15 protein-coding genes are annotated in these 20,048 nt (G+C 70.2%); 7 read left to right on the forward strand and 8 right to left on the reverse strand.

From position 1 onward, the window contains the following. Positions 1-57 precede the first annotated feature (57 nt). Together JGU66_10880 and JGU66_10885 are read left to right on the forward strand one after the other, a co-directional pair. On the forward strand, positions 58-1,248 hold the full coding sequence (locus tag JGU66_10880) for an acyltransferase (protein MBJ6761269.1): 1,191 nt from the start codon (positions 58-60) through the stop codon (positions 1,246-1,248). An 86-nt stretch (positions 1,249-1,334) separates the two neighbouring features. Beyond that, a complete protein-coding gene (locus JGU66_10885) occupies positions 1,335-1,769 on the forward strand; it encodes a DoxX family protein (GenBank protein ID MBJ6761270.1) in 435 nt (144 codons plus the stop codon). A 14-nt stretch (positions 1,770-1,783) separates the two neighbouring features. Here the strand turns inward: JGU66_10885 and JGU66_10890 are convergent, their stop codons facing one another. Continuing rightward, positions 1,784-2,428, reverse strand: a complete 645-nt coding sequence (locus tag JGU66_10890) for a YdeI/OmpD-associated family protein (protein ID MBJ6761271.1) — start codon at positions 2,426-2,428, stop codon at positions 1,784-1,786. 536 nt (positions 2,429-2,964) lie between these two features. Between JGU66_10890 and JGU66_10895 the strand changes: the two genes are divergently transcribed. From JGU66_10895 to JGU66_10910, 4 genes are all read left to right on the forward strand, one after another. Next, on the forward strand, positions 2,965-4,146 hold the full coding sequence (locus tag JGU66_10895; protein MBJ6761272.1) for an efflux RND transporter periplasmic adaptor subunit: 1,182 nt from the start codon (positions 2,965-2,967) through the stop codon (positions 4,144-4,146). Then, complete coding sequence (locus JGU66_10900; GenBank protein ID MBJ6761273.1) at positions 4,143-7,328, forward strand: efflux RND transporter permease subunit; 3,186 nt, start codon at positions 4,143-4,145, stop codon at positions 7,326-7,328. The genes JGU66_10895 and JGU66_10900 overlap by 4 nt, the downstream gene beginning before the upstream one ends. Before the next feature lie 154 nt (positions 7,329-7,482). Next, complete coding sequence (locus JGU66_10905) at positions 7,483-7,998, forward strand: hypothetical protein (protein ID MBJ6761274.1); 516 nt, start codon at positions 7,483-7,485, stop codon at positions 7,996-7,998. Further along, positions 7,995-8,951, forward strand: a complete 957-nt coding sequence (locus JGU66_10910) for an HTTM domain-containing protein (GenBank protein MBJ6761275.1) — start codon at positions 7,995-7,997, stop codon at positions 8,949-8,951. Before JGU66_10905 ends, JGU66_10910 begins: the two co-directional genes overlap by 4 nt. Here the strand turns inward: JGU66_10910 and JGU66_10915 are convergent. The 5 genes from JGU66_10915 to JGU66_10935 form a co-directional block, all read right to left on the reverse strand. After that, positions 8,948-10,045 carry a Gfo/Idh/MocA family oxidoreductase gene (locus tag JGU66_10915; protein MBJ6761276.1) on the reverse strand — a complete coding sequence of 366 codons (1,098 nt, stop codon included), beginning with the start codon at positions 10,043-10,045 and terminating at the stop codon, positions 8,948-8,950. The two genes, JGU66_10910 and JGU66_10915, sit on opposite strands and share 4 nt — an antisense overlap. Before the next feature lie 119 nt (positions 10,046-10,164). Continuing rightward, positions 10,165-12,132, reverse strand: a complete 1,968-nt coding sequence (locus tag JGU66_10920) for a sulfatase-like hydrolase/transferase (protein ID MBJ6761277.1) — start codon at positions 12,130-12,132, stop codon at positions 10,165-10,167. Positions 12,133-12,255: 123 nt separating this feature from the next. Continuing rightward, positions 12,256-13,299, reverse strand: coding sequence for an MBL fold metallo-hydrolase (locus JGU66_10925; GenBank protein ID MBJ6761278.1), 1,044 nt, complete (start codon positions 13,297-13,299; stop codon positions 12,256-12,258). Between the two features lie 157 nt (positions 13,300-13,456). Then, the gene (locus JGU66_10930; GenBank protein ID MBJ6761279.1) at positions 13,457-13,996 is read right to left on the reverse strand and encodes a transglycosylase SLT domain-containing protein; all 540 of its coding nucleotides are present in this window, start codon (positions 13,994-13,996) and stop codon (positions 13,457-13,459) included. Between the two features lie 157 nt (positions 13,997-14,153). Next, a complete protein-coding gene (locus JGU66_10935) occupies positions 14,154-16,274 on the reverse strand; it encodes a catalase (protein ID MBJ6761280.1) in 2,121 nt (706 codons plus the stop codon). A 127-nt stretch (positions 16,275-16,401) separates the two neighbouring features. Between JGU66_10935 and JGU66_10940 the strand changes: the two genes are divergently transcribed. Next, positions 16,402-17,175 carry a haloacid dehalogenase-like hydrolase gene (locus JGU66_10940; GenBank protein ID MBJ6761281.1) on the forward strand — a complete coding sequence of 258 codons (774 nt, stop codon included), beginning with the start codon at positions 16,402-16,404 and terminating at the stop codon, positions 17,173-17,175. 13 nt (positions 17,176-17,188) lie between these two features. Here the strand turns inward: JGU66_10940 and JGU66_10945 are convergent, their stop codons facing one another. Together JGU66_10945 and JGU66_10950 are read right to left on the reverse strand one after the other, a co-directional pair. Beyond that, on the reverse strand, positions 17,189-18,421 hold the full coding sequence (locus JGU66_10945) for a hypothetical protein (GenBank protein MBJ6761282.1): 1,233 nt from the start codon (positions 18,419-18,421) through the stop codon (positions 17,189-17,191). Between the two features lie 30 nt (positions 18,422-18,451). Beyond that, on the reverse strand, positions 18,452-19,999 hold the full coding sequence (locus JGU66_10950) for a right-handed parallel beta-helix repeat-containing protein (GenBank protein ID MBJ6761283.1): 1,548 nt from the start codon (positions 19,997-19,999) through the stop codon (positions 18,452-18,454). Between the last annotated feature and the right edge of the window lie 49 nt (positions 20,000-20,048).

A 20,048-nucleotide genomic window follows, 5' to 3' on the forward strand; every position in this document is an offset into this window, starting at 1 on the left:
TTCACCGAGGCGCCTCGGATTCCCTGGCGCCAGAGTTGGGGCAGACTGGCCAGCACGGTGACATCCTCGTCCACGGCCCGTCCCTCGCTGCATGCGCTCACGGGGCTGCGCTTCTTCGCGGCCCTCCACGTGGTGGCGTTCCACGTCGTCCCTCGCGAGGGCCTGCCATCGTGGGCCATCTCGCTGCTCGACGGCGGCCCCTCCAGCGTCACCCTGTTCTTCATCCTCTCGGGGTTCGTGCTGGCCTACAGCCACCTGGGCGCAGCGGACACGGGCCGAGTGTCCCGCCGCGACTTCTGGGCCGCACGCTTCGCGCGCATCTATCCGGTGTATCTCCTGGGGCTGGTGCTCGCCGCGCCGCCCTTCTTCCTCGCGGTGCTCCGGCAGGAAGGGGGCGCCTCGACGCAGGCGCTGCAACGGCTCGCGAGCGTGGGCACCGCGGTCTTCACGCTCACCCAGGCCTGGGCGCCGTCGCTCGCGTGCCAGTGGAACTGCCCCGGCTGGTCCCTCTCCGTCGAGGCCGTCTTCTACGCCCTCTTCCCCCTGCTCGCGCTGCCCGTCGCCCGAGCCCGGCCGCTGGGACTCGCCGCGCTCGCGCTCGCCACGGTGCTCGTGGGCGTGCTCACCGCTTCCGCCGCATGGGGCTTGGATGGCTGGCTCGCCGCGCACCCCGACAGCCTGCTCGGCGCCTCGGAGACGTGGCGGCACGTGGGCGCGTACCACCCCGTGCCACGGCTCGCGCAGTTCCTGTTGGGCGTGGTGATGGGGCGCGGCTTCGCGCTGAGGCAGGCCCACGGCCAGGCGCGCCCCGTGCCCGCGGGACTCCCGTTCGCCACCGTGGCCCTGGCCCTCGGCGTGATGCTGCCGCCCTGGACCGAGGCCACGCTCCCCCTGCGTGACGCGCTCCTCACGCCCCTGTTCGCGGGGCTCATCTGGGCACTTGCGCACGGGGCCGGTCCGCTCGCCCGGTTCCTGGAGCACCCCGTGACGGTGCGCCTGGGCGAGGCCAGCTTCGCGCTCTACATCCTCCACATTCCGCTGGCCTATTACGCGCGCGTGGCGGACCGGCTGGTGGGCCTGGGCATCGAGCGGGCCTCCCCCCCACTCTTCTGCGCGCTGTCGGTGGCGGCCACCCTGGTCGTCTCGCTCGCGGTCTTCCTGAAGGTGGAGGAGCCAGCCCGCCGCTGGCTCCGAGCCCGCCTCACGCCCCCGCGCCCGAGCGCCTCCGTCGCGCCTGGGACCGGCTGATGGCAAGAAGTGAATCCGGCGTGTCGATTTCTTCCGTACTCATTCGACGTCTCCCCGGAGCCTCACCCCTTCCTCGGAGCAAGCCCATGACGCAGTCCGCCGCCCCCTCCTCGACGTCCCTGGACACCGCCGCGCCCTCTCGCGGTCGCGGCCTGAACATCACCCTCTGGGTGCTCCAGGTCTTGTTCGCGGTGCTGTTCATCTTCGCCGGGAGCGGAAAGCTGCGGACCACGCCGGAGGTGGTGGAGAACTTCGACAAGATTGGCCTGGGGCAGTGGTTCCGCTACCTCACCGGCACGCTGGAGATGGCGGGCGGCCTCGGGCTGCTCATCCCTCGCCTGTCGGGACTGGCCGCGCTGGGGCTCTCGGGCGTCATGGTGGGCGCGGTGCTCACGCACCTGCTGGTGCTCCCGCCGGCCATCTTCGCGCTGGGCCCCGCGGTGTTCTGCCTCCTGCTCGACTTCATCGCCTGGGGACGCTGGCCCCAGACGAAGGCCCTGTTCGGCGGCACGAAGCGCTGACCCCGGCCCGCGCGCTACGGGTGGATCTTCTCGTGGCGCGCCAGCATCTCGACCAGCCGAGCGATGCGCCGCTGCCGCGTCTCGTCCGTCGTCGCGGTGTTCACGCGGTGGAGCACCGAGTACCGGTTCGCCGCGTCCAGCGCGGCGAAGAACTTCTCCGCGCGCGGATTCGCCGCGAGGGCGGCTTGAAGCTCGGGGGACACCACCGCCTTGCTCGCTGAGGCATAGGCCGCGTCCCACCGTCCATCCTTCCGGGCTCGCTCGACCTCGGCGAGCCCCGAGGGCTTCATCTCCCCGGACGCGATGAGCGCCAGCGCCTTGTCCCGGTTGATTTGCGACCACATGCTCTTCGGCCCGCGTGGCGTGAACCGCTGGAGCCACGCCGTCGCGTCGTGCGCGCGCTTCTGCCCGTCAATCCACCCCCACGCCAGCGCCACCTGGAGCGCCTGGGCATAGTCGATGGACGCCAGCCCGGAGCCCTTCTTTCCCAGCTTCAACCAGACGCCCTTCGAGGAGTCATGGTGCGCGGCCAGCCAGGTGGACCAGTCATCGGGCGTCGCGAAGCCGATGATGGGCAGCTCCGCCTTCGCCGTCGCACTCCCCTTCGCCTTCGCCTGGGTGGATTCCTTCGGGGCCGTCTTCTTCGCCGCGCGTGTCATGGCTGCTCTCATCCTGGGCTGCGAGGTCAAGTCCGCATATCGCCGCACGTATTGCCCGGGTGCATCTTGGAAGAACGCGACACGACTCGAACTCGGGACGCGGAATGCGTTGCGACGTTCGAGGGATCCGTCTTAGTTAGAGCGCATGTGGTGCGCCGTAATTTCTCCCCTTTTTCAATGCCAGATGGCGCCTGCCTCGGACCGCAGAGAGGCCGAGCAGGAAGCCGAACGTTCCCATCGGGTCCGCCCGGTGCTCGCACGTCGGCGCTCATGTTGCGACGAGATCTGAACCCCCAGGCATCCCGTCGGCGGTGACGCAGTCCCCGGTGTAATGGAACGCGAGGAAGCGCGTCTTTTGCGCCGGTCCTGAAGCAATCCCCCTTGTCCAGAACCCCAAGGCCCCACGAAAGCGCGCGCTTTCGCATGGCCCCGCCATGAGTCCCGGCTCGTGGCGCGATTCGTGACGGCCGCAGGAAGGCTCGCGAGCGCGAGCACACCCTCTCTGCGCGCGCGCCGTCACGCAACAGGAGTCACACATGCTGTCGAAACACACGATGGTGGGAGCGGCCCTCGCGGTCCCCCTGGTGGTTGGAGGAATCGTCCTCGCGAGCAACGAGGGCACCGGGCAGGCAACCGCCACGGCCGCCAAGCCCCCGCCGCCCGAGGTCGTCGTGGCCGAGGTCGTGACCCGCTCGCTGGCGGAGAACGCCGAGTTCACCGGAGCGCTGGCCGCCGTGCAGAGCGTGGAGCTGCGCCCGCGCGTGGGCGGCTACATCGAGGCGGTCCGCTTCACCGAGGGCGGCATCGTCAAGTCCGGACAGGTCCTCTTCGAGCTGGACTCGCGCGTCGCCGAGGCCGCCCTCGCCCGCGCCCAGGCGGACCTGCACCAGGCCGAGGAGGCACGCACCCTGGCGGAGCGCCGCTTCGAGCGGGCCGAGCACCTGGTGGGCCAGCAGGCCCTCGCCCAGGGTGACTTCGACGTCTTCGCCGCCGAGAAGGCCCAGAGCGGCGCGCGGGTGGAGGCGGCCAAGGCCGCCGTGCGCGCGGCGGAAATCGAAGTGCACGACACGCGGGTGCGCGCCCCCATCAGCGGTCGGGTCGGTCACGCCATCGTGACGCAGGGCAACCTGGTGAGCGGCGGCAACGCCAACGCCACGCTCCTGACGACCATCGTCTCGGTGGATCCGCTCTACGTCTACTTCGACGTGGACGAGCCCACCTACCTTCGCTTCGCGGGCGCCGCGGGGCGCCGGGCCGATGGCCGCGTGGCCCCCGCGCCGGTGCGCGTGGCGCTGACGGGCGAGGACGGCTTCCCTCATGAGGCCCGGCTCGACTTCCTGGACAACCGCGTGGACTCCAAGAACGGCACCGCGCGCGCCCGGGCGGTGCTCCCCAACCCGGACGGGAAGCTGACCGCGGGCCTCTTCGCCCGCGTGCGGCTGGAGACGACCACCGCGCAGCCCACCCTGCTCATCCAGGAGCAGGCGGTGGGGACCGACCAGCAGGGCCGCTTCGTCTACGTGGTCCGCCCGGACCAGTCCGTGGAGCAGCGGCGCGTGGAGCTGGGCGCGACCGAGAGCGGCCTGCGCGTGGTGCGCAAGGGCCTGTCGCCGCGTGAGCGCATCATCCTGAAGGGCTTCGCCCGGCCGGGAATGACCGTGACGCCCAAGATGGTCGCCATGGCCGAGACGCCGAGCACCGAGGGTCGTCAGCCATGAAGTTCGCCCACTTCTTCGTAGACCGGCCCATCTTCGCGGCCGTGTTGTCCGTGCTGCTGCTCATCGGCGGCGGCCTGTCCCTCACCCAGCTTCCGCTGAGTGAGTACCCCGCCGTCGCGCCGCCCACCGTGGTGGTGCGCGCGGCCTACCCCGGCGCCAACCCTGGCGTCATCTCCGAGACGGTGGCCGCGCCGCTGGAGCAGGAGATCAACGGCGTCGAGGGCATGCTCTACATGTCCTCCCAGGCCACCAGCGACGGCCGCGTGTCCGTGACCGTCACCTTCGCGCAGGGCGTGGACGCGGACCTCGCGCAGGTGCAGGTGCAGAACCGCGTGGCCCGCGCGCAGCCTCGCCTGCCGGTCGAGGTGCAGCGACTGGGGCTCACGACCGAGAAGACGAGCCCGGACATCCTCATGGTGGTGCACCTCGTGTCGCCGGAGGGGAAGCTGGAGCCGCTGTACCTCTCCAACTACGCGGTGCTCCAGGTGCGCGACGTCCTCCAGCGCATCCCGGGCGTGGGCAGCGTGGCGGTGTGGGGCGCCGGCGAGTACAGCATGCGCGTCTGGCTGGACCCTCAGAAGCTCGCCGCGCGCAAGCTCACGGCCAACGACGTGGTCAACGCCATCCGCGAGCAGAACGTGCAGGTGGCCGCCGGCGTGCTGGGACAGCAGCCGGACGCAAGCGCGCCCTTCCAGGTGACGGTCACCACGCAGGGCCGCCTCACCGACGAGGAGCAGTTCCGCGACGTCGTGGTGCGGGTGGGCGCGGACGGCCAGGTGACGCGCGTGCGCGACGTGGCCCGCGTGGAGCTGGGCGCCAGCAGCTACGCCTTGCACAGCCAGTTGGACGGCAAGCCCGCGGTGGCCATCGGCATCCTCCAGGCCTCGGGCTCCAACGCGCTCGAGGTCTCCGCGGCGGTGCGCGCGAAGGTCGCCGAGCTGAGCCAGTCCTTCCCCACCGGCATGGAGTACCAGATCGCCTACGACCCGACCCTCTTCGTGCGCGCCTCCATCAAGAACGTGGTGGGCACGCTGCTGGAGGCGGTGTTCCTGGTGGTGCTGGTGGTGGTGCTCTTCCTCCAGACGTGGCGCGCCTCCATCATCCCGCTGGCGGCGGTGCCCGTGTCGCTGGTGGGCACGGCGGCGGCGATGCACATGCTGGGCTTCTCGCTCAACACGCTGTCGCTCTTCGGGTTGGTGCTCTCCATCGGCATCGTGGTGGATGACGCCATCGTGGTGGTGGAGAACGTCGAGCGACACATCGAGCTGGGGGCCACGCCGAAGGAGGCCGCGCGCCGCGCCATGACGGAGGTGACGGGCCCCATCATCGCCATCACGTCCGTGCTGACGGCCGTGTTCGTCCCCACCGCGTTCCTGGGCGGCCTCACCGGCCAGTTCTACCGGCAGTTCGCGCTGACCATCGCCATCTCCACCCTGCTGTCCGCCTTCAACTCGCTCACGCTCAGCCCCGCGCTGGCGGGCGTGCTCTTGCGCGGCCACCACGACAAGAAGGACGTCCTCACGCGGTTCATGTCGTGGGCGTTCGGAGGCTGGCTGTTCCGGCCGTTCAACCGCTTCTTCGAGAAGGCCTCGTCCGGCTACGTGAGCACGGTGCGCAAGCTGGTGCGCATCAGCGCGCTCGTCCTCGCCGTCTACGCCGGCCTGCTCGTGCTCACGTGGGTGGGCTTCAACCGCGTGCCCACGGGCTTCGTGCCCATGCAGGACAAGTACTACCTGGTGGGCATCGCCCAGCTTCCTCCGGCGGCCTCGCTCGACCGGACGGACGCCGTGGTGAAGAAGATGTCCGAGATTGCCATGGCGGAGAAGGGCGTGGCCCACGTGGTGGCCTTCTCCGGCATGTCCATCAACGGCTTCGTCAGCGCCTCCAACTCGGCCGTCGTCTTCACGGTGTTGGACCCCTTCGAGCAGCGCACCACGAAGGACCTCTCCGCGTCCGCCATCGCGCACCGGCTGCAGGCCAAGTTCTTCACCATCCAGGACGGGTTCGCGGGCATGTTCGAGCCGCCGCCCGTGCCCGGCATGGGTGACCGCGCGGGCTTCAAGCTCCAACTGGAGGACCGCGCGGGCCTGGGCCCGGACGCGCTCTACGCCGCGAGCCAGTCGCTCGTGCAGGCCGCCTCCGCGCAGCCGGAGCTGATGGGGTTGATGTCCAGCTTCGAGGTCAACGTGCCCCAGTTCCGACTGGACGTGGACCGCGTGAAGGCGAAGACGCTGGGCGTGCCGCTGTCCGAGGTCTTCGACTCCCTGCAGATCCACCTGGGCTCGCTCTACGTGAACGACTTCAACCGCTTCGGTCGCACGTACCAGGTGAACGTCCAGGCGGACGCGCCCTTCCGCATGCAGCCGGAGGACATTGGCCGGCTCCAGGTGCGCAGCGTCCAGGGTGAGATGGTCCCGCTCGCCTCGCTGGTGAGGGTGGTGCCCGCCTTCGGTCCGGACCAGGTGCCGCGCTACAACGGCTACCCCTCGGCGGACCTCATCGGCATGGCGCGTCCGGGCGTCAGCTCGGGTCAGGCCGTGGCGGCCATGGAGCGCATCGCGACGCAGACGCTGCCCGCGGGCGTGGGCTTCGAGTGGACGGACCTCACGTTCCAGGAGAAGCGCGCGGGCAAGGAGGGGCTCTTCGTCTTCCCGCTCGCCATCCTGCTGGCCTTCCTCATCCTCGCGGCCCAGTACAACAGCTGGTCGCTGCCGCTGGCCGTGCTCCTCACCGTGCCGCTCGCGCTTCTCAGCGCGCTGGTGGGCGTGTGGTGGGTGGGGGGAGACAACAACATCTTCACCCAGATTGGTCTGGTGGTGCTGGTGGGCCTCGCGGCGAAGAACGCCATCCTCATCGTCGAGTTCGCTCGCGCCCAGGAGGATGAAGGCGTGGACGTGGTCCAGGCGGCGCTGGAGGCGTGCCGGTTGCGCCTGCGGCCCATCCTGATGACGTCCATCGCGTTCATCATGGGCGTGGTGCCGCTGGCTCGGGCCACGGGCGCTGGCGCGGAGATGCGGCAGGCCATGGGTGTGGCGGTGCTCGCCGGAATGCTGGGCGTGACGCTGTTCGGCCTCGTGCTGACGCCCATCTTCTACATCGTCATCCGCAAGCTGTCGGCGAGCCGGCCCGAGGAGCGGACCGAAGCGCTCGCGCCGGCGGTGCCCCAGGCCGAAGGCCACTGAGTCATCCCACCGGACGACGCGCCCACTGCCCCGCGGGGCATGGGGGTGTCGTCCGGTGATGCATTTCCCCCGGGCAACACTCGACCCGAGGGCAGATTGTGCCTTCCCCGCGCGTGGCCGAGATTGCCTCGCCAGTGACTCGCGGGGACGGCACATGCGGACGATGATGGCTCGCACGGCGTGGCGCGCGCTCGCGGCGGTGCACCTGCTGCTCGCGGTGGGAACGGTGCTCCACGTGCGGCCCTTCCCGCCCGGCTCGCTCGCGGAGGGCTTCCTCCAGGCGCACGCGCAATGGAGCGGCGTGAGCGCACGCTACGGCCTCTTCGCCCCGACGGTACGCCCCACGGTGCGCGTCTCCTTCGACGTGGGGCTCGGGCCAGGGCGCCGCGTGCGCGACGACCTCCCCTTCGCCAGCGACGTGGTGAACCAGCGCGTGCACTCGCCGCGGAGCACCGTCGCGCTGCGCGACGTGCAAGAGGACCTCGCGCGGGACTGGGCCACGGTCATGTTCCGCCGCCACCCGGACGCGCGCAGCGTCAACGTGATGGTGGATGAGCTGTACCTGCCGGCCATGGAGGACTACCGCGTGGGCAGCCGGCCCATGTGGGCGGTGGCCTACCGCGCGGAAGTCCCGCGCCGCGACTCGCAGCCCCGAGCGGACGCGCCATGACGGCCGCCCTCGACACGCGCGGGCTGGGCCGCAAGCTGGCGGCGTTCGTGACGGAGCCCGTGGCCCCGCATCCCCTCGCCTTCTTCCGCGTCGGCGTGGCCCTGGTGCTGCTCGCACAAGGGTGGATGCAGGCGGACACGCTCGTGTCCCTCTTCGGGGACCAGGGCCTCCTGCCGTGGGGCCTCTCCGAGCCGCTCGCCTCGCCGTGGGTTCCCCGCGTGGGCGTCCTCACGCATGCGCTGCAGTCCGTGGGCGTCTCGCCCAGCCAGTGCGTCACCGGCGTGCTCGTCGTCTACGGCGTGGCGCTGGTGGGGCTGCTGCTCGGCTGGCGCACGCGGGCCAGCGCCGCGGTGGCCTGGGTCGTCCACGCCGTGCTGCTCAACAGCGGGGCCCTCTTCGAGCACGGGCTGGAGGTCTTCGCCCCGCTCAGCCTGTTCTATTGCGCGCTCATGCCCGTGGGCGCCGCGCTGTCCCTGGACAAGCTGGCGGGCCGCGCGTCCAGCGCGCCCTCGGCGGAGGCGACACTGTCGCTGCGCGTGCTCCAGCTCCACCTGTGCCTCGTGTACCTGTCCACCGGCGTGGAGAAGGCGCTGGCGCCGTCGTGGCAAGACGGCACCGCGCTGTGGGCGACGTGGATGCAGCCCCCGCTCGCGCGGTTCGACCTCGCGTGGCTCGCCTTCCACCCGGGGCTCGCGAAGGCCGCCACGTGGGGCGTGCTCGGCATCGAGCTGGGCTATGCGCCGTGCGTCTGGTGGAAGGCGACGCGAGCGCCGTGGGTGGTGCTCACGCTGGGGATGCACCTGGCCACGGGACTGGTGCTGGGCCTGTGGCTGCCCAGCCTCCTGTTGTCCGTGCTCACCTTCGCGGCGTTCGGCTACCTGCCCTTCACGCAGGCCCTGACAGCCCGCGTGCAGACCCGCGCGATGGCGGCCGCCTACCAGCGCGCGCCCTAGCCGTTCCAGACCTGACGCTGCCCCGTGTCCGAGGAACGCTGGATGGCGTCCAGCAAGCGGTAGCGGTTCACCGCGTCCGTGAAGTCCGGCGCGGTGCGCGTGCCCTCCGCGAGGTCGCGCGCGAAGCCCGCGTACACGTGCGCCATGCGGTGCGCCTCCGGGTCCAGCGCGCCCAGCGGCAACCAGGAGTAGCGCTCCGGGATGGGCAGCGGCTCGAGCGCCTGGCCATCGCCGCGCGCCGCGAGCAGTTGGTAGTCGTCCGTCACGACGAGGTCTCCCTCGGTGCCGGTGAGCGTCCACCGGATGGAGCCGCCGTTGCGCTTGCCCGCCTCGAAGTGGGCGGACAACACCGCCCCATTTCGCAGCGTGCCGCTGAGCAGCACCTGGTCCGGCGTGCTCACCGGGAGCACCTCGCCCGTCTCGATGATGGTCGTGTGGTCGAACTGGCGCGCGACCACCGCGGAGAACTCACGCGGCTCGCCCACGGCGTGGAGCACCATGTCCAGGTAGTGGGCCGTGAAGATGGTCAGCGCGCTGGCGCCGTTGGCCACGTCGGCGGTGTAGGCCACGTTGGCGGCGCGCCGCGCGCCCAAGGGCGGCATGGCCGCGTGCAGCGTCACCGAGCGCAGCTTGCCCAGATACCCTTCCGCCAAGAGGTCCTTGAGGTAGCGCACGCTCGGCGCCAACCGCCGCTGCAACCCGATGGCGTGACGGACGCCGGCCTTCTCCGCCAGGGCATGCAGCGCGGTGGTCTGCGCGAGCGAGGCGCCCAGCGGCCACTCGCAGAAGACGTGCTTGCCCGCGTGGATGGCCGCGCGCACCCACCGGTCATGCTCCGGCGTCTTCACCGAGACCACCACCAGGTCCACGTCCGGGTGCGTGACGAGCGCCTCCGCGCCCTCGAACGCGTGCGGCACCCCGAAGCGCCGCGCCGTCTCCTCCGCGCTCGCCTTGCGCGTCGTGCTCACCGCGGTCAGCTCGAACTGCGGCAATGCCTGGAGCGCCGGCAGGTGCGCGTACATCGCCCACCCTCCGCTCGAACTGGCGCCAATGACTCCCACCCGAATCCGGCCCTGCGTGCGTGTCCCGCTCATGTGCCCTCCCGACATGCGCTCCGCGAGCCCAGGCCCGAAGCGGAGGCCACCTCCTGATAGAGAGGTCACCTCCGGATTTCAAGCCAAAGTCGAAGAAGACGACGCGCCGTCGAGGGGGCTCAGGGGCGGGGGGCCGCGGCCAGCTCGGACTGCGCGCCGTTGCGGAACGCGTAGCTGGCCGCCTGGTAGTACGCGATGGTCTCGTCCAGCAGGGCGTCATCCGAGCTGCGCGGGGTGAGCGCGTTCGTCTTGGGGTCGTAGCGGAACTGCGTCTCCTGGCGCACGGGCTTGAGCACGGCGAAGTTGCCGCGCTCCAGCAGCGCGAGCTTCTGGTACGTGCCCATCAAGGCGCCCGCCACGGCGGGGTCGATGCGGCGCACGTCCCGGCCGAAGAAGCGGCTCGGGTAGCTCCAGTTGAGGAGCCCCAGCAGCGTGGGCGCGTAGTCCACCTGGCTCGTCAGCGTGGTGATGTGGCCGGGGGCCACCTGACCACCGGGCGCGTAAATCATGAGCGGGATGGCGTAGCGCTGGATGGGCAGCTCGCTGCTGCCGGCGGAGCTGGCGCAGTGGTCCGCGACGATGACGAAGACGGTGTTCTTGAACCACGGCCGGGTGGACGCCTCACGCAGGAACTTGCCCACCGCGTAGTCGGTGTACTTCACCGCGCCAGCGCGGCCGGACGCCTTGGGCGGCAGGTCGATGCGGCCCTCGGGGTACGCGTACGGCCGGTGGTTCGACGTGGTCATCACGAAGTGGAAGAACGGCTTCTTCGCGGCGTCCGCGGCATCGGCCTCGCGCAGCACCCAGCGGAAGAGGTCCTCGTCGCAGGCGCCCCACGCGGTGGAGAACGTGACGTCCTCCTTCGCCACGGCGGTGCGGTCCACCACGCGGTAGCCGTTCTCGCCGAAGAAGTAGTTCATGTTGTCGAAGTAGCCGTAGCCCCCGTAGACGAAGGCCGTGTCGTAGCCCCGCGTCCGGAACACGCTGCCCAGCGTGAAGAGGTGCTCGTTGCCCGGGCGCTTGAGGATGGAGCGGCCCGGCGTGGGCGGCAGCGCCAGCGTGAGCGCCTCCATGCCTCGGTCCGTGCGGTTGCCCGTGGCGTAGAAGCGGTCGAAGACGAGGCTCTGCTGCGCGATGCGATCCAACTCCGGCGTCAGCTTGGAGCGCGCGTTGTAGGCGCCCACGAACTCGGCGCTCAGGCTCTCCACGGTGATTTGGATGACATTGGGCCTGAGCTCGGTGCCCGCGTTGCGCACCTCGTGCAGCGCATCGCGCGCGCCCGATGACGGCACGGACACCGTGGGGTCCTCGGCCAGCTCCGAGTGCAGCCGACGGAAGGCGTCGTCCACGGGCAGCGTCAGGTAGAACTGGTCGTACTCCAGCTCGTTGTTGCGGAAGGCGGAGAAGATGGCCCACACGCCGTTCTTCGCCAGCTCGCGGTTGTAGTTGTTGGCGAAGCTGGGCAGCAGGTTCGAGTCCAGCCCCAGGCCCACCACCGCCGCCACCGCCAGCCACACGCCGCCCGCGCGCAGGCGCTCACGCCAGGACTCCGCTGGAGCCTCCAGCCACACCCCCACCGCCCCGGAGCGGGCCACGGCCAGCGTGCCCAGCGCCGCCAACACCCCGAGCCCGGTCAGCGCGGCCGGGATGGGGTAGGACTCGCGGATGTTGGCGATGACCTCGTTCGTGTAGACGAGGTAGTCCACCGCGATGAAGTTGAAGCGCACGCCGAACTCGTCCCAGAACAGCCACTCCGCCGCCGCGATGAACAGCAGCGCGAAGAGCGAGACGAACACGCCCGCGTGCGCGAGCACCCGCGCCGCTCGCCCCTGAAGCAGCCCCTTGGGCAGCAGCGTGGACACCACCACGCCGGGCAGCGCGAACAGCACGCCCGCGCCCACGTCGAACAGCAGGCCCCAGAACAGCGACGCGACCAGGCTCGAGTCCAACGAGACCTGCCGCGCCGACTTCACCCACAACGCGATGCGCGTGAGCTGCGCCACGACGACGAACAGCAGGACGAACAACGCGGCATAGCCATGGCGTCGGGCGAGGAGTCGGCGTGCGAGCAGGGAGGGCTTCATCATGGGCGGGGCCTGGATGGGGCGGGGCGCCTCGGCCGCGGCGGCCCCTCCGTATTGCAAACCACAACACCGCTCGGAGGGCCAGTTGCCCCTGTGGGCCCCCTCCCCCGCTCGGGCCTCCCCGCCTCAGGGCGCGCGCACGTCGCGCCACCAGGGCGTGAGCCCCTCGACGCGGCTGGGCTCGATGACCTCGCCCAGCCGGGGGGTGAGCAGCCGCGCCCCTTGCGCCTCGGCCAGCCGGACGAGCGTCTCCGCCGGCTCATCCCAGGCGTGCAAGGCGAGGTCGAACGTGCCCCAGTGCACCGGCAGCAGCGCGCCGCCGCCCAGCATGGCGTGGGCCTTCAGCGCGTTCTCCGGGCCCAGGTGGATGGAGCCCCAGCTCGGATGGAACGCGCCGACCTCCAGCATCACCAGGTCGAAGGGCCCGTGCTTGCGGCCAATCTCCTCGAACTCGGGGGTCAGCCCGGTGTCCCCACTGAAGAAGACGCGGCGGCGCGCGGTGGTCAGCACCCACGACGCCCAGAGGGTCTGGTTGCGCCTCCCCACCCCGCGCCCGGAGAAGTGCTGCGCGGGCGTCGCGGTGAAGCGCACCGGCCCTACCGTGGCCTCCTCGCCCCAGTCCAGCTCGGTGATGCGCTCGGGCGCGACACCGAACGCCTCCAGGTGCGCGCCCACGCCCAGCGCGGTGATGAACGGCACGCCCATCGCCGCCAGCTCGTGGATGGTGGAGCGGCACAGGTGGTCATAGTGGTCGTGCGACACCAGCACCGCGTCCAGCGGCGGCAGCGACGCGAGCGACACGGGCGCGGCGTGGAAGCGCTTGGGCCCCACGAAGGACATGGGCGAGGCCCGCTCGCCCCACACCGGATCCGTGAGGATCCGCGCCCCGTCCAGCTCCAGGAGCAGCGTGCTGTGGCCCAGCCACGTCACGCGGAAGCCCGTCTCCACCGGGCGCGCCCACGACTCGCGAGGGTCCAACACCGGCAGCGGGCCCGGGGGCGTGCGCTGCGCGCCGCCAAAGAAGAACTCCCCCACCAGCGGCAACGGATTGCCCTGGACCACCGGGACCGCGGGGGCCGTGTTGCGAAACCGCCCGTCGGCGAACTGGCGGGAGGCCTGCACCCGCTCCAGTCGCGCACCCTGCACACGTCCACTCCGAGAAGAACCCATCCCGGCTATCTAATGGGCCCTCTGCTCCGGGGAAAGGCCACCACGCCCGGCGACCCGGCCGGCCTGTCGGGCGCCAACGCGAACGCCCCGCGAGGGACCGCTCCTGAGCCCAGGAGATGGTCCGCGCGGGGCGCGCGAGGAAGCGAAGCCGCGGAGCTCAGTAGCCCACGTAGGCGCCGCCCGTGCGCATCGCCTTGATGCCCGGCACGTTCGAGACCGAGCCGTAGCGCGCGATGGAGTACCGGACGCCCGCGATGATGTTGTCCACCGGGTTGCGGATGTTGTTGTGGCCCGGCAGCTTGTACGAGTCGAACGTCGGCTGGATGGTCTGCATCAGGCCGATGGAGGGCGTGCCCTTCTTCGCGTTCGAGTCCCAGTTGTTCTGCGCGTTCGGGTTGCCACTCGACTCGTGCTGGATGATGGCCGCGATGTCCTGCGGGTTCATCTTGTCGGCCGGCACGCCCGCGGCGGTGAGGATCTTCGTCGCCTCCTTGATCCAATCGCCCACCTGGCCCTTCGGGACGTCGCCCACCGGAGCACCGCTCTGGGTGCCCTGCGTGCCCTTCGTCCCGCCCGTGCCCTTGTCGCCCTTCAGGCCCTGGTTGCCGCCAACGAACTCATCCTTGCTGCCAGGGATGTTGAGCTTCTTGCCGGCGTAGATGAGGTCCGCGTTCTTGATCTGCGGATTGGCCTTCATCAGCGCGGCCACGCTCGTATGGTTACGCTTCGCAATTCCGCTCAGCGTGTCCCCAGACTTGATGCGGTAGTTGCTCATAAGAAGGTTCTCCTGGAAAGCCAGACACCGTTGAGAGGGTTATCGCTGGCACCCGCAAGGAGTTGCGCTCGCCTTTTCTCTAATTTTGGTGGGCCGAGAGTGGGAAGAGGCCGGGATCGGCACGATTCCAGTGTCTGTGTTTTGCGATGGCGTCACTGAACGCACGCACGAAGGCCTTGGCCTCTCCGGAGGCGGCGTCCGTTACCACGCCAGGCGCCATGGGATTGACCCCGCAGGCGCGCAGCAGCTCCACGCCCTCCTTCGCCACGCCCAGCGCCTTGCCATGGCGGTACGCCTCCCAGACGAAGTGCCGGGCCCGCGCGTCTTGTGACAGCGCCGTCACGCTCGCGCTCCCGCCGGGGATGAAGACGGCGTCGTACTCGACGGAGGCCGTGGTCATGGCGCTCACGTCCACCGCCAAGGGCTTGCCGCCCGCGTCCTTCACGGAGCCCAGGTGGCCCGCAATGACTCGCAGCGTCGCGCCCTGGGACTCCAATGCCTTGCGCAATCCCTGGAGCGCCGCGGCATCCACCCCCGGCGCCACCAACGCCGCGACGCGCCGCGTCTTGATGCTGTCCTTCACCGTATTCTCCAAGCTCAGCGCCGGTGATACGGCATTGGCCGAAACGGAGGGCACCACCGCGGGCGCTGGGGCAGGCAATCCCAGTCCCTCGGCGACCCGCGCCGCGAGCACGCCATCAATCTTCGCGAAGTGGCCCAGCACACGCTCGTGAACTTCTCGTGTCGCCACCTTGCCCAGCTCGAAACGACACGCATCAATCAGATGCGCCTGTTCTGTTTCGGACAGACTTCGGAAGAAGAGTCCCGCCTGGCTGTAATGATCCGCGAAGGACTCCCCACGGACGCGGGCCTTGAGGCCGCCCACGTGCTCGGCGTGGGGGACGTAGCCGCCCTGCGCCGAGGAGGCGAGGACAGGGCAGCCGCCGCCCAGCGAGTTGGGGTGGTAGTTGGCCCGCCCCGCGTTGCTGAGGCGCCGCCCGAAGCCGTCCTGCTGGTGGTTGTGCACCGGCACCAGGGGACGATTGATGGGCAGGTCCGCGAAGTTGGGGCCGCCCAGGCGCGTCAGCTGCGTGTCCAGGTACGAGAAGAGGCGGGCCTGCATGAGCGGGTCATCGGTGAAGTCGATGCCCGGCACGACGTTCGCCACGCAGAACGCCACCTGCTCCGTCTCGGAGAAGAAGTTCGTCGGGTTGCGGTTCAGCGTCAGCTTGCCGATGCGCTCCACCGGCACCAGCTCCTCCGGCACCAGCTTGGTGGGGTCCAACAGCTCGATGCCCAGGCGCTCCGCGGCGGCCTCTTCAATGACCTGCACGCCCAGCTCGAACTCCGGGAAGTGGCCGGCCTCGATGGCCTCCCACAAGTCGCGGCGGTGGAAGTCGGGGTCCCTGCCCGCCAGCGTCTGGCACTCGTCCCACACGAGCGAGTGCGCGCCGAGCACGGGCTTCCAGTGGAACTTCACGAAGCGGGACACGCCCCGCGCGTTGATGAGGCGGAAGGTGTGGACGCCGAAGCCCTCCATCATCCGGTAGCTGCGCGGCAGGGCCCGGTCGGACATCGTCCACATCACCATGTGCATGGTCTCGGGCACGAGCGACACGAAGTCCCAGAACGAGTCGTGCGCGGTGGCCGCCTGGGGCATCTCGTGGTGCGGCTCCGCCTTGGCCGCGTGGATGACGTCCGGGAACTTGATGCCGTCCTGGATGAAGAAGACGGGCATGTTGTTGCCCACCAGGTCGAAGTTGCCCTCGTCCGTGTAGAACTTCACCGCGAAGCCGCGCACATCCCGCACCGTGTCCGCCGAGCCCCGCGAGCCCACCACCGTGGAGAAGCGCACGAACACGGGCGTCCGCACGGAAGGGTCCTGGAGGAAGCGCGCCCGCGTCAGCTCGGCCTGTGAGGCGTAGACCTGGAAGTAGCCGTGCGCGCCCGCGCCCCGCGCGTGCACCACGCGCTCGGGGATGCGCTCATGGTCGAAGCGCGTGACCTTCTCTCGCAGGTGGAAGTCCTCGAGGAGCGTCGGGCCGCGCGTGCCCACGCGCAGCGAGTCATCTGTGTTCACCACGCCCAGGCCCTGGTCCGTGGTCAGCCGTTGCCCCGCTGGCTCGGAGCGGTCCTTCGCGAGCGCCTCTTCCTTGCTGCCTTCGTGGACTCGCACTCCGTCCGACTTGCCCCTGGCCATTCCGCGCCTCCTGTCTCGAGGAGGGCGCAGCCTAGGAGGCACCGAGCGGCTCGCGGCCGTGCTCCCGCGGACAAGCTTCCGCTGGGTGACAGTGACACCCCGGAGGACCTCCGGCGAGGATGCGCGCATGAAGACCGAACCCGTCGCCCAGACGCTGGAGCGCATCCGCGCCGAGCTCCTCCACACCCCCGGCGGCGTGCTCGCGTTCGACGCGGACGGCACGCTGTGGAGCGGAGACGTGGGGGACGACCTCTTCCTCGCGCTGCTGGAGCACGGCGACCTCCAGCCCGAGGTGCACGACGCCCTGGAGCACCTGCGCATCACGCACGGCGTGGACAAGGCCCCGGATGACCGCGAGCTGGCCCGTCGCCTCTTCGCCGCCCACGAGGCCGGCCGCTTCCCCGAGCACGAGCTGTACGCCATGGAGGCGTGGCTGTTCGCGGGCTGGCGCGCGGAGGACGTGCGCGCGTTCGCGCGGGACGTCGTCTCGCGCGTGCGCCTGGAGACGCGGCTGCATCCGGAGACGCGGCGCGTGGTGACGTGGGCACAAGCCGAGGGCGTGGATTGCTACATCGTCAGCGCCTCGCCGCGCGCGATGGTGGAGGCGGCGGTCCAGGCGACGCTGGGCCTCTCACCGGAGCGCGTGCTGGCGTGCACGCCTCGGGAAGCTGCGGGCCGGCTGTTGCCCTCGGTGGAGGAGCCCATCCCCTACGGGCCGGGCAAGGTGCGCTGCCTTCGCACGCGCACGACCCAGCCTCTTCATGCGGCCTTCGGGGACAACGTGTTCGACCTGGAGATGCTGGCCGCCGCGCGTGTCCCGGTCGCCATCCGGCCCAAGCCCCGCCTTCAGGCTCGCGCGGAGGAGCTGCCCGCGATGGTGCAGCTCCTCCCGGAGGCGTGACGCGAAGCCCGCGCTACTTGCAGGGCTTCGGGGACATCGAGTCGATCCAGTCCGCGATGAGCTTGGAGCCCTCCTCGTGGCGCAGGCTGCGGCCAATCTGCGGCATCATCTTCCCGGACTCCGTGGTGTCCATCCGGTACCAGAGGATGGACGTGGCGTGGTCACCGGGGACGATGTCGAACTCGCCACCGACGCCGCTGCCCGCCGAGCCCGGGCGCTTGCACTCGCCCAGGTTGAACAGGTCCGGGTTGTCGATGTTGAGGAACAGCCGGCTGGTGATGCCGGCCGTGCCCTGCGGGTTGTGGCAGTGCGCGCAGTTGATGTCCAAGTACGTGCGGGCGCGCGTGCTCAGGTCCGCCTGCGCGGAGTCGAACGGATCCGGCGCGTGCGGCACATCCGCCATCGCCGGCAGTCCCTCCAGCCGGCCGAGCTGCGCCAGGTGCTGGAGCTGGTTCACCTCCGTGCCCCCGTACGTGTTCGTCCGGTTGAGGTAGCGGGCCTTCACGCCGATGGGCAGCATCACCTGCTCACCCGCGGCGTTCTGGAGATGGTGGCAGGTGAGGCACTGGTTCCGGCTGGGCACCAAGTACGAGATCTTCTGCGTGGCGCCGTTCAGGTCGATGAACTCGACAGGCACCACGCGACCACCCGCCGCCATCCTGGCCTCCGTCTGGTCGGCGTTCCACAGGTACGGGTACGCCTCCCAGCCCGAGGGCTGGTGGATGAGCACGCGCGTCTCCACGGCGCGCACGGCCTGCGTCGGCGCGCGCAGGTCCGCCGGATACGAGAACGTCTTGGTGATGAGCGTCCCCACCGGCAGGTCCAGCACGGCCTTCGCGTCGTAGCGAGCGGCCTTGCCCGGCGGCACGAAGAGCGTGCGGGACTTGAGCGCGTAGTCGGAGAACAGCGGCGCCGTCAGCGTGTACGGCACGTTCCCGGCGACGGGGACCATCCCCCCATCGCCCGGGCTCCCCGTGAACAGCCCCAGTTCGGCGAGCGTGTCGGGCATGACCCGATCCGGCTCTCCCGCGTCGGGGCCGCCCGCATCCGGGGAGCCCGCGTCGGGGCTCCCCGCATCCGGAGCGCCCGCGTCTGGCCCCCCCGCATCCGGTGCTCCCGCGTCGGGATTGCCCGCGTCGGGAACGGTGTCGATCTTCTTCTCGGACGGCGTACCTCCGCAGGCCGCCAGCGCGAGGGCCAGCAGCACCGCGGAGATGCGAGGAAACAGGGGGGACAGCGCGCGCATGGTGTTCAAGCTCCGAGGTTGACGTGACGACTAGAGGCTGCCCGTGACGACCGGCGGGTTGAAGCCCGTGCAGCTGTACGGGCCCGTGCCCTGCGCGTAGTGCTTCGTGTAGCCCCAGGCCGTGGTCAGGTTCGGCGACGAGCCCGTCAGGTTCCCGGAGACCGCCTGGAGGTTGAAGTCCACCATGAAGCTCTTCGTGGACGGCGGCACGGCGTTCTTGCCCACGCAGAGGTTGATGGCGTTGGGGTGCGTCGGGTCACGCGGGGCCGGATCGATGCCGTCCCAGAGGACGTGCTCCACCTGCAGGATGCCCTGCGCCGCCGCCGCGTACTGGTACGCCGCGAACACGACCGCGCCAAACGGACGCTTCTCCTGGTCCGGCGCGCCGTTGTCCACCGAGTCACCGCTGCCGCCCTGGAACGTGTTGTCGTGGATGTAGATGTCGGACGTGCCCCAGTTGCCGCCACCGGCGCTCCACTGCGCGGGGTCCGGCTCGATGGCCAGGCCGCTCAGCACCGCGACGTCCACGGTGTTGTTGTTCGACCAGGTGTTGCCGGAGAACTCCACGCGGCGCGACGCCAGGATGAACGTGCCCGTGCCCGCCGGCACCTGAGACACGGTGCTGCTGCTGGCCGTCACCGACGCGAAGTTGGGGCGGTTGTTGTCGAGGATCTTGTTGTTCTGGAAGCGGATGTCCGTGCCCACGATGGGGTTGCCGGGCAGGTCGAACACCACCAGGCCCGTGGTGTTGTCCTGGGCCAGGTTGCCGTGCACGAAGGCGAAGCGCGTGTTCTCGATTTCGATGCCCGCCACGTTCTGCAGCGCCTTGTTGTTGCGCACGATGGCGTACTCGGTCTGGCCCACGTAGATGCCGGCATCCGCGGCGTTGTAGGCCTCGCAGTCATCGATGGTCACGTACTTCGACTTCACCGGGTAGATGCCGTACTTGCCGTTGCTCTCCTTGTTCTGCTGCGCCCACTCGGTGCGCACGCGCTGGATGAGCACGTCGGTGGAGTTCTCGATGCGCAGCGCGTCCTTCTTCGCGTTCCAGATGGCCACGTCGCGCACGGTGAACAGCTTGCCCACCACGTCCAGGCCGTTGGTGTTCGCCGCGGCGTTGGTGAAGACGAGCACCGTGCTGGCCGTGCCGCCCGTGGCCTCGCCCTTGGTGCCCTTGCCCGCGCCCGCGAACGTGATGCCGTCCTTGCGGATGGTGATGGCGTTGTCGAAGGTGTACGTGCCGGCCGCCAGCTGGATGGTGGCGCACTCCGTCAGCGAGTTCACGCGGTCCTGGATCTGCTGCTCCTGGCCCGGCGTGAAGTTGTACGTCTGGCCCTGCTTGCCAGCGCAGGAGAAGGTCCCGGTGACGCCGCCGTCCCACGGCGTGCCCGCGTCCACGATGACGCCCGCGTCCGTGCCCGCGTCGGTCTCCGTGCCCGCGTCCGTCCCGGCGTCCACCTTCGTGCCCGGCCCGGGCGGCTTGGGGTCATCTTCCTCGGAACATCCAGGCAGGGCCAACAGGCCCACCACGGTCAGCAGGGCGGCACAAGAAGCGCGAGTCAACGACAGACGGTGCATGGCGTTCCTCCGGAAACACCACCCACGGAGTCCTCGACAGGGCGAGGCG

It is taken from the genome of Myxococcaceae bacterium JPH2 (assembly GCA_016458225.1).
Taxonomy (GTDB): Bacteria; Myxococcota; Myxococcia; order Myxococcales; family Myxococcaceae; genus Citreicoccus.

Coding starts and splice junctions, on each gene's coding strand:
- JGU66_10905 (MBJ6761274.1), top strand. CDS start 7,483: ATGCGGACGATGATGGCTCGCACGGCGTGGCGCGCGCTCGCGGCGGTG.
- JGU66_10925 (MBJ6761278.1), bottom strand. CDS start 13,299: ATGGGTTCTTCTCGGAGTGGACGTGTGCAGGGTGCGCGACTGGAGCGG.
- JGU66_10910 (MBJ6761275.1), top strand. CDS start 7,995: ATGACGGCCGCCCTCGACACGCGCGGGCTGGGCCGCAAGCTGGCGGCG.
- JGU66_10935 (MBJ6761280.1), bottom strand. CDS start 16,274: ATGGCCAGGGGCAAGTCGGACGGAGTGCGAGTCCACGAAGGCAGCAAG.
- JGU66_10895 (MBJ6761272.1), top strand. CDS start 2,965: ATGCTGTCGAAACACACGATGGTGGGAGCGGCCCTCGCGGTCCCCCTG.
- JGU66_10885 (MBJ6761270.1), top strand. CDS start 1,335: ATGACGCAGTCCGCCGCCCCCTCCTCGACGTCCCTGGACACCGCCGCG.
- JGU66_10950 (MBJ6761283.1), bottom strand. CDS start 19,999: ATGCACCGTCTGTCGTTGACTCGCGCTTCTTGTGCCGCCCTGCTGACC.
- JGU66_10920 (MBJ6761277.1), bottom strand. CDS start 12,132: ATGATGAAGCCCTCCCTGCTCGCACGCCGACTCCTCGCCCGACGCCAT.
- JGU66_10915 (MBJ6761276.1), bottom strand. CDS start 10,045: ATGAGCGGGACACGCACGCAGGGCCGGATTCGGGTGGGAGTCATTGGC.
- JGU66_10945 (MBJ6761282.1), bottom strand. CDS start 18,421: ATGCGCGCGCTGTCCCCCCTGTTTCCTCGCATCTCCGCGGTGCTGCTG.
- JGU66_10890 (MBJ6761271.1), bottom strand. CDS start 2,428: ATGACACGCGCGGCGAAGAAGACGGCCCCGAAGGAATCCACCCAGGCG.
- JGU66_10930 (MBJ6761279.1), bottom strand. CDS start 13,996: ATGAAGGCCAATCCGCAGATCAAGAACGCGGACCTCATCTACGCCGGC.
- JGU66_10940 (MBJ6761281.1), top strand. CDS start 16,402: ATGAAGACCGAACCCGTCGCCCAGACGCTGGAGCGCATCCGCGCCGAG.
- JGU66_10900 (MBJ6761273.1), top strand. CDS start 4,143: ATGAAGTTCGCCCACTTCTTCGTAGACCGGCCCATCTTCGCGGCCGTG.